The organism is Acidobacteriota bacterium, assembly GCA_020853395.1.
Taxonomy (GTDB): Bacteria; Acidobacteriota; Vicinamibacteria; order Vicinamibacterales; family SCN-69-37; genus JADYYY01.
Genome location: JADYYY010000009.1, coordinates 124287 through 134259, shown reverse-complemented (window position 1 = coordinate 134259; position 9973 = coordinate 124287). Strand labels below are relative to the sequence as shown.

At 69.0% G+C, this 9973-nt stretch carries 4 protein-coding genes; 2 read left to right on the top strand and 2 right to left on the bottom strand.

The window, feature by feature from the left end; translation table 11 throughout:
- Both IT184_08645 and IT184_08640 read right to left on the bottom strand, forming a co-directional pair.
- A partial coding sequence (locus IT184_08645) for a carboxypeptidase regulatory-like domain-containing protein (protein MCC7008870.1) occupies positions 1-4123 on the bottom strand: 4123 nt, incomplete at its 3' end.
- 235 nt (positions 4124-4358) lie between these two features.
- Positions 4359-7529 carry a glycosyltransferase gene (locus tag IT184_08640; protein MCC7008869.1) on the bottom strand — a complete coding sequence of 1057 codons (3171 nt, stop codon included), beginning with the start codon at positions 7527-7529 and terminating at the stop codon, positions 4359-4361.
- 150 nt (positions 7530-7679) lie between these two features.
- Here IT184_08640 and IT184_08635 point away from each other — a divergent pair, with 150 nt between their 5' ends.
- Positions 7680-8783: a glycosyl transferase gene (locus IT184_08635; protein MCC7008868.1), complete on the top strand. Its 1104-nt coding sequence runs from the start codon at positions 7680-7682 to the stop codon at positions 8781-8783.
- 31 nt (positions 8784-8814) lie between these two features.
- Positions 8815-9939, top strand: coding sequence for a UDP-N-acetylglucosamine 2-epimerase (non-hydrolyzing) (gene wecB / locus IT184_08630; GenBank protein ID MCC7008867.1), 1125 nt, complete (start codon positions 8815-8817; stop codon positions 9937-9939).
- Positions 9940-9973: the final 34 nt, after the last annotated feature.

The following is a 9973-nucleotide window of genomic DNA, read 5'->3' as shown; positions in this document are numbered from 1 at the left end:
GCGTCCACCGCAGGACGTGCAGCGTGCCGGCCTCCGGCGCCGTGGTCGTCCACGCGTCGCCGTCCTGCGTCCACGTGTCGTCGGGCGAGGCGAGCGGCTCGTCCCCGAGCCGCGCCGCGGCGTCGCCCGTGAGGCCGCCGGCCGACGACGAGGGGCCGTCGTCGCCGGCCCCAACCGTCCGATCGTTGTCGCCCGTCGGCGCTACCGGCGGGACGACCGCCGCCAGCAGCGGGCTGAACGCGGCGCCGCCGAGTCCGCTCAGCGCCATGAGCGCCGACGCCTCGCTGCCCTCCAGGCACACCGACCCGCTCGTGCTCGTGCCCGGCGTCTTCTGCAGCACCACGTCGTCGAGCTGCAGCCACCCGGGCGCGACGGCCCCCGACGAGGGATAGACCGACACGGCCGGGTTCTGCCACGCCTCGCTCGTGTAGATCTGCATCGCGAAGGGCGACAGCGCCTGATTGGGCCCGAGCCAGAAGGCACAGGCGACGAACGACGAGAAGTCGTTGTCGTTGACGAGCACGAGCGCGCGCGCCCGGCTCGGCAGCGTGTTGCCCAGCCGCAGCGTCAACGTCAGCCGCTGCCCGGCCGGCAGCATGCCGCCGGGCTGCAGCGCCGGATTGGTCTTCTGCAGCACGACGGGCGGGCGGAACACGGCCGTGCGATACGCCTCGTAGACGCCGCCCACCATCGGATCGCGGCGGACGATCGCGCCGTCCTCGCCCCAGTTGGCCATCCCGGCCGAGAAGTCGCCGTTGACGAGCAGGTTCGCGCTGTCGGCGCCGCCCGCCGGCGCGGGGGCGAGCGGGTCGACGCACTCGGTGCGTTCGATCGACTGGCCGGGCGCCAAGGCCAGCGACACGTTGTCGACCTTGTAGTAGTAGTCGCCGCCGTTCGGATCGATCTGCCCGGCGTAGAAGTACACGGCGGCGTTCGGCCAGGCCGTCGTCGCGTGGGCCTTCATCTGATAGGTGCGGAAGAGGCCGTCGTTGGGCAGCGCGAACGTGCAGGCGGCGAAGTCGAGGCCGAAGTTGGCCGAGTTGCCGACGAGCAGCACGCGCATGACCATGACCTTGCTCGCCGTGTTGGCCAGATCGAACTGTGCGACCACCGGCGTGTCGGTCGGGACGGCGATGCCGGTGTCCTGGAACAGCAGCGCCTGGCTGACCGGCGTGCCGGCCGGCTGCGGCGTGCGGCGCAGGTTGAACGACCCGCCGGTCGTGTTCCACGTCATGTAGGTGTCGTTCGGCGCGCCGAACAGCTTCCAGCCGGCCGTCCCGGCGCCGAACGAGCCGTTCTGCACGAGGCTGGGCGTCAGCTCGAAGTCGATGCCGCCCGTGGTCGCGCCGTTCGACACGACGATCGGCGTGCCGCTCGTCACGGGACAATTCGTGGGGCACGGCAGGTCGTCGTAGCGCTGGTTGAGGTAGCTCACCGAGCTGGCGACGTTGGTGCGCGCGTAGTACGTGCCGGCCGGCAGACCGGTGATGGCGTAGGTCCCGCTGTTGAGGAGGGTCGCCACGCTCTTCGCCAGCGTGCCGCCGGCGTCGTAGACCTGCACGGTGATGCCGCTCAAGACCGCGAGCGTCTGCGCGTCGCGCACCGTGCCGGCGATGGCACCGCCGCCTGCCGCGAGGGTGAAGTCCTTTCCGGTCTGGTTCGTGCCCGCCGTGACGACGATCGGCGCGCCGGTCGTCACCACGCACGTCGGGCTGCAGGGGAGCTCGTTGTACAGCTCGTCCAGGTAGAAGATGGCGCCGGAGATCGCAGTACGGATGTAATAGGTGCCGGGCGGCAGCCCGGAGATCGTGTAGGTCCCGTCGGCGGCGCTCGCGGTGCCCGTCTTCACGAAGCTGCCGGTAGACGCGTACGCCTGGACGTTGATCCCGGAGATTGCCGCGAGCGTGCTGGCGTTTCTGACGGTCCCGCTGATCGAGCCGCCGGCCGAGAGCGCGAAGTTCCGGTCGCTCGTCGTCGCGCCGGCCGTGACCGACACGGCGGTGCCGGTCGTCACGTTGCAGGCCGCCGTCGAGGGGCACGCGATGTTGTCGTAGAGCTCGTCGATGAATCCCGCCGAGTTGTTGGTCCGCAGGTAGTACGTGGCGGCCGGCAGCCCCGACGTCGTGAACAGCCCCGCACCATTCGTGTTCACCGTGCCGATCGACGCCCCTACCGCGTTGAAGATCTGGACGGGGAGGTTGGTCAGCGCCGCGCCGCCGGCCGCATTCGTCACCGTCCCGCTGATGACACCCCCAACGGCGAGGCTGAAGTCGATGTTGGACGTGATGTTGTTGAGCGTCACCGTGATGGGCGTGCCGTTCGTGACGGTACAGCCGGCCTGCGGACAGGAGAGGTCGTTGTAGACCTCGTTGATGAAGCCGAGCGAGTTGCTGGTGCGGATGTAGTAGGTGCCGGCCGGAAGCCCCGACGTCGTGTAGACCCCGGAGCCGTTCGTGTTGTGCGTGCTCAACTGAACGCCCGTGGAGGTGAAGATCTGCGCGCCGATGTTCGCGATCGGCGCGTTGTTCGTGGCGTTTCGCACCGTTCCGCTGATCCGGCCGCCGGCCGCTAGGGCGAAGTTGATGTTGCTCGTTGTCGCACCGCCCGAAACCGACACCAGCGTGCCGCCGCTCGTCGTCACGTTGCAGCCGATGCACTGCACGCCGTTGTAGAGCTGATTGATCAGGTTGAACCCGACGCCGTTCGTGCGGACGTAGTACGACCCGGCGGTCACGCCCGTGAACGTGTACACGCCGGCGCCATCCGTGAAGATCGTCGCCAGCACCGTGTTGGTCGTCGACATCAGTTGGACGGCGTAGTTGGTCACCGGCGATGCGGTGGCCGCGGCCGTGACGGTCCCGGTGATGTTGCCGCCGGCGACGAGCGCGAAGTTGACGTTGCCGGTGGTCCCCCCGGCCGACACCGGAACGAGCGTGCCCGTGACGACGTTGCAGCTCGAGGCCAGGCAGCCGACGCCGTTGTAGACCTGCCCGGCGTAGCCCGCATTGGTGACGGCGACGTAGTACGACCCGGCCGGCACGACGATCTCGAAAACGCCGCTCTCCCCGGACCAGCCGCCGCCGATGAATCCGCCGCTCGAATTGAAGACGCCGACGAACACGTCGAGGGGCGCGCCGCCGGCGGCGTTCGTGACCGTCCCGGTGATCGTTCCGCCCGCCGCGAGCGCGAAGTTGACGTTGTTGGTGATGTTTCCAACCGTGACGGCCACCGTCGTTCCGCCGGTCATGTTGCAGTAGCCGCCGATGCACGTGACGTTGTTGTAGATCTCGTCCACCCGGCCGGAGTCCCACGTCGTGACGTAATAGGACCCCGCAGGCAGCGCCGCGGTGAGGTACTGCCCAGACCCGTCGGTCGTGGCGCTCATGATCCAACTGCCGTCGGTGCCGTGGACGACGACGGAGACATTCGGTATGCCGGTGGTGCCGTCCGTGATCGTGCCGGCGATCCGTCCTCCAAGGTCGAGCGCGAAGTCGATGTTCCCCGTCGTGACCCCGTTCGTGACGGGCACGGGCGTGCCCTCGGTCGCGTCGCACCAGAGACACTTGATGTCGTTCCACACTTCGTCCTGATAGCCCAGGTCGTTTTCGGTGCGGACGAAGATGCTGCCCGTCGCCGTGCCGCCGTCGCTGATGTAGTTCCCGTCGCTGTCGGTCACGGCACTCGTGAAGTCCGCTTCGCCTGACGGGTCGTAGAACGTCACGGTGATGCCCGGAATGCCTACGCCACCCGACGTGACCCTGCCGGCAATCCGGCCGCCGGGGTCGAGCACGAAATCGATGTTGGTGATCGCGCCGGTCGTCACGTCGAGCGGCGTGATGGCCTCGAGGTCGCAGACGGCCGAGCACTGGACGTTGTTCCAGATCTCGTTGATGTAGCCCTGGGTGTTCTGCGTGAACACCCCGTAGCTGCCGGCCGGCAGCGACAGGCTGTAGTTGCCGGAGCCGTCGACCGTCGTGTTGACCGCGACGTCGTCGTTCATCGAGAAGGCCCAGACCTTCGTGCCTGCGATGCCGAGCGACGTCGTGGAACTGGTGACGCGGCCGCTGATCGTGCCGTCGGCGGAGGCGTTCGGCGCGTTGGCGGCGAGCGCGGCCAGGAGCATCGATGCAACGCGCAGTCCCGAGCGTAAACCTGCTGGAACACCACTCGACAGACGAGACCTACCGATCACGTCCTACCTCCCGCCCGCGGCGCGAGCCGTCAGGTCAGTGCACTGTGACTGTGGCTTGGGGGAGGCAGAGCGTAGAACACCGACCGAAACGATGTCAACGCCGGAAATGCCGTGGAGAGGTGTGTAAGCGCTTCGTGATGTCTTCGCCGTCGAGCCGGCGAAAGGGTCAGGGCACCTGCGCCGGGGCGTCGAAAGCGCGGGTGTCGAGCGACGCAGAGCCGGGCGGCCGGCCCGACGGGCCCCCCTTCCAGTTGAGCGCGCCATGGCGGTGCGGCACCCACCTCACCCCCCACTTCGTCTCGTACCAGCGGCGATTCTGCTCGAAGAGCGCGTCGTAGTCTCCGCGATCGATCAGTGTCTTGAACGCCGCCTGTCCGACGTGGTGGATGAACACGTCGCGCGCACAGACGATCCGCAAACCGAGCGCGCGCACCCGATGGGTGTAGTCGTCGTCCTCGAACATGCCGATGCCGAACCGCTCGTCGAGCGCGCCGACGCGGTCGTACGTCTCCCGACGCATCGCGACGCAGAACATGGCCAGCACCGGGATGTCCGCGAACTGACCTTCGAACAGACGGCTTCGCTCGGCCGCGAAGTGCTCCATCTGCCCGATGGTGCGATAGGACACCGGCAGCTTGGCCTCGTTGCCGGCGAAGTTCGTCACGGGTCCGACCAGGCCGACCGCGGGATCGCGCAGGTGCGCGAGCAAGCGCGGCAGCCAGTGCGGCGGGACGACCGTGTCGTTGTTCAGCAGAACGATGAACGCGCCGCGGCTGGCGGCGAGGCCCTGGTTGTTCGCCTTGGGGAATCCTTCGTTTCGCGCGTTGTACACGACGCGCAGCTCGGGACAGCCCGGAGCGAGCGCGCCGAGGAAATCCGGCGTCCCATCGGTGGACGCGTTGTCGACGACGACGATTTCGAAGGCCGGCAGGTTGGTGTTGCGCAGCAGGCTCTCGAGGCACAGCATCGTGAGCGGCAGGTTGTTGTGGGTGACGATCACGATGCTGACGAGCGGTGTCGCGTCGACGAGCGCGGTCGCGATCGCTTCGCAGCGCTGGTTCCAGGTGTTGGCGGCGGCGAACGCCCGCCGGCGCTCCACCAGGTCGGGATCGTCTTCGGACAACGCGCGGTCGATCGCTGCGACGAACTCGCCGGGCGTCCGCGCCAGATGGACGAGGTCCGCGCACGGCGCCAGCTCGGCCAGCGCCACGGACACCACGGGCTTGCCGGCGCTCAGGTACTCGTACAGCTTCACCGGATCCGTCGCCTGAGTGATCGGATTGATCTTGAACGGGATGAGGCACGCATCGAAGTGGAAGAGATACTGCGGCATCGTGTCGTACGGCTGCTGGCCCAGCAGCCGCACGTTCGGCAGCGCCGTCAGCGTCGAGACGTCCACGCCGAAGACGCCGCCGAGCAGCACGAACTGACAGCCGGGCCTCGCACGCGCCGCCTCCACGACGAGATCCACGTCGAACCAGTCCGCGATCGCGCCGTAATAGCCGACGATCGGGTGCGGCACGCCGGCGAGCAGCGTGTTGGGAATGCACCGCTCCGCGTAGAAGTCGAAGTCGACGGCGTTGCGGGCCAGCACGGTCGGCCGGTCGGCGAACGCCCACTTCTGCTGCAATCGCGCCGCCGTGACCACGAGCAGGTCGCACTCGCGCACGAGCGCGGCTTCGGCGTCGACCACCGCGCGCTTCACGCCCGGGAAGTTCTCCCACTCGTCCATGCAGTCGTAGACGACGGGCCAGGCCCAGAGCCGGCGCGCCGCCGTGGCCAGCGGCGCCCATGACGCGATCATCACGTAGAGCGCCGCGCACGAGATGTCGTATTGGTGCCGCAGCCGGGCCAGCGAATCCGTCGCGGCATCGAGAACATCCGCCGGCAGGCCGCCTCCGTAGAGGTCGGGAGGTCTCGGCACGGCGAGCTGGACTTCGTACACCCCGTCGCGGATCAGCCGGACTTTCGGCTCGAGGCCCTCGCCCGAGTCCGCGAATCTGGCCAGGCTGACGTAGAAGACGCGATGGCCACGCTGGGCGAACGCGGCCATCAGTTGCTGCGGCCGCTGAAAGCGGAAATCCCAATCGATGATCGACAGGCACACGACGTCGTGGCGCTGGCGAGGAGCCAGGGCCATGCGGTTCCGGCGGACGCCGCCGCGAGCGATCTCGGGCAGCAGCTCGAGGCTCTCCCACGATCCCGGCGCCGCCGGGCGCGAGGTGCGCGGGGCCGCCGCGCCCGTTTCCTCACGAGCACGACTCGTTGGCCCCGGCGTGCGGCCGCCGAGCCCAGACAGGCGCTGCAGGCGAGCCTTCAGGCGCCGGGCCCGGTTGAGCCAGCGCCAGCCCCGGGACGCGAGAATCGTGTCGAGCTGCGCGCCGAGCGAGCGATTCACGTCCTCGAGCCGCTCGCGCATGCGCTGCGCCTCGGCCAGCTCGTCGCGCAACCAGGCGATCCCTTCCTCGCGCTCCTCGATCACGGCCGCGTGGCGTTCAACCTGACGTTCGAGCTCGCCGAGGCGGTCGCGCGCGCTCATCGCTTCGTGTTCGGCGGATCGGGCACGCCGGACGAGCCGTGTCGCCTCGCTCGCCACCGCGCTCGACAAGGCAGCCAGCTCTCGGGAAAGTCCGGAGTCCACGCTCGCTGCGCGACGGAGCAGCGCGTACGTCGTGCCCGCGAACGTCGTCTCGGCCTCGGCCGTCGTCAGGTGAGGCGCCGGGAGGGCCTGAACGGGCACCGCAGCGGCCGGTGACGAACTGCGGAGGAATGCGAGCACACGGTCGCCTTCCGCTTCCGGATTCGAGGTCAGCTCATCTGGAAAGACGATCAGGCGATCGTCGGACGACGTTGCCGAGAGGACGGTCGAGACGTAGGTGAGCCAGAGGTCTGCGGCTGCCTCGGCGCTGAGCCCCAGCCGGCGATCGAGCGCGCTGATGTAGCTCACTGGTTCCGGCACGCAGACCAGGTAGCGCGCGCGCGGCAGCATCTGACGCCAGAAGGGCAGGGTCAGCCAGGCTCGCGTGCTGAGCCAACCCCATCGCGCATCGGCGGCGAAGCCAGCGATGGCTGCGCTGGCGCGTGCGCGGAGGTCGTCGAGCCCGCGTGCACTGGCCCAGCCAGCCGGCAGCGCGGACGGATCATCGTTCGCCATGCCGAGACGCTCGAGCAGTTCGTCGTCGATCGCGCGAAAGATCGGGTGCGACCAGGCGTCGTCGTCCAACCCACCAGGGACGCCGCCGAATCCGACGCCGGCCTCGTGGAGCAGACGCGCCACCGCGGCCGAGCCGGCATGCGGCATCGCCAACACACAGAGGACGTACCGTTCGACATTCACCTGCTGCAGCGGTCGGGCTCCAGGGTCGAGGCCGCGCGGCAGTATATCCGGCCTGCCCGCCATCTCGGACGTGCGGCGCACCGGCGTTCGTGCCGAGGTTTTCACTGCGCGGCGACTCGGAGTCCGACATAATGGCGCGACTTCGGTCTGATGACCTTGCTGTACTTCTCGCCGGTGCCGTGGGACAGCTACCCGCAGCGACCTCACAGCTTCGTGCGCCACTTTCTCCAGGATCAGCGCCGACGGGCGATCTGGATCGATCCCTATCCCTCTCGGCTGCCGCGCGTCGCGGACCTGACGCGCTCACGCGGCACGCTGCTGCCGACGCCGCGGCCGGCCAATCTCCAGGTGCTGGCGTTGCGCGCGCTGCCCGTCGAGCCGATTCCCCTGGTTGGTGCATGGCACACTCGGCTGCTCTACCGCAGCTTCAGAGCGAGGCTGCGGGCGCTCGTCTCGCGCGGGACTCGACTTGGTGTCGTGGTCGGCCGTCCCAGCGGGCTGGCGCACGTCGTGCTGCAGCGCGGCGAGTTCGCCTGGTCCGCGTACGACGCCATGGACGACTTCCCGATGTTCTACCGTGGGCTCTCGCGGCAGTGCGCCGCGCGCATGGAATGGGCGATCGCAGGCTCGGTCGACGTCATCCTGACGTCGTCGACGCGCCTGTCGAACAAGTTCTCGCCGTTCGGCGACAAGCGGGTTCTCGTCCGGAACGCGTTCGAGATGTCGGCGTTGCCACCGGTCCAGGCGGACGAGCGGCGCCCGATCGTGTTCGGCTACGTCGGGTGTGTCGGCTCATGGTTCGATTGGTCGATCGTCGATCGGCTAGCCGCGGCCCATCCCGCCGCGCCCGTGCGGATCATCGGTCCGCGCGTGACGACGCCTCGAGGGCTGCGGCCGAACGTGGAGCTCGTCGGCGCCTGCTCGCACGAAGCGACGATCCAGCACATGGAGCGATTCTCGGTCGGCCTGATTCCCTTCACGCCCTCGCCGCTCACCGAGTCGGTCGACCCCATCAAGTACTACGCGTATCGCGCGATGGGCCTTCCCGTGGTCACGACGCGGTTCGGCGAGATGCGTTCCCGAGGCGCCGGCGACCTGACGTTCTTCGTCGAGGATCACGGGATCGAAGCGACCGCTGCGGCCGCGTTGCGCGCTCCGGTGGACGCGGCCGAGACGATACGCTTTCGGCAGGCGCACGATTGGCGCTGCCGCTTCGCGGACGCCGGGCTGTTTCGGCGCATCCTGCCGGCGTAGCCGTGGCGGCACGCGTGCGGAGGTCGCGGCAGTGAAGGTGCTCGTCGTGTTCGGCACGCGGCCAGAGGCGATCAAGCTGGCGCCGGTGATCCGCGCGCTGGCCGCGGCGGAGTGGTGCGAGCCTCGCATCTGCGTCACGGCGCAGCATCGCGATCTCCTCGATCCGCTGCTCGACCTCTTCGGCATCGCACCCGACCACGATCTGGACGTGATGCGGCCCAACCAGGCGCTGGCCGGCTTGACGGCGAGGCTGTGCGGCGCGCTCGACGACGTCATGGCCGTCGAGCAGCCGGCCTGGGTGGTGGTGCAGGGCGACACGACGTCCGCCTTCGCCGCCGGGCTCGTCGCCTTCTACCATCGCGCGCGCGTGGGCCACGTCGAAGCGGGGCTGCGCACGACGACCAAGGATGCGCCGTTTCCGGAGGAGCTGAACCGCCGTCTGTTGGGCCGCATCGCCGATCTGCATTTCGCACCGACCGAGCGAGCGCGGCAGCAACTGCTCGCCGAAGGCGTCGCGCCCGAGGCGGTGCTCGTGACCGGCAACACCGCCATCGACGCGTTGCAGTGGACCATCGATCGATTGGGAGGCCGCGGTCCTACGCCGGAAACGGGGACACGCCGGCTCGTGCTCGTGACGATGCACCGGCGCGAGAGCTTCGGCCGGCCGCTCGCCGACGTGTGCGGCGCGCTGCGGTGGCTGGCGGACCGTTATCGCGACCGCGTCGAGTTCCTGTTTCCCGTTCATCCCAATCCGAACGTGCTGGGCGAGGTGACGCGGGCGCTCTCAGGATGCTCGAACGTCCGTCTCGTGAAGCCGCTGCCGTATCCGGACCTCGTCGACGCCCTGCGCCGCGCGCACTTCGTGCTGACCGATTCCGGCGGCATCCAGGAGGAAGCGCCCAGCCTTGGCAAGCCGGTCCTGGTATTGCGCGACGCGACCGAACGTCCAGAAGGCGTGGCCGCAGGCGTCGCAGCCATCGTCGGCACCGATCGCGACCGCATCGTCGACGCGTCCGTGAGGCTCCTGGACGATGACGATGCCTACCGTGCGATGGCGCGGGCCGTCACCGTGTACGGCGACGGCCACGCCGCCGAACGCATCGTCTCCGCGCTCGAGCGGGCGGCGACGAGCGAAGCGCATCGTCGCGAGCCGTGATCGCGCGACCCACAACCCCGTCAGCTCCCGCTTC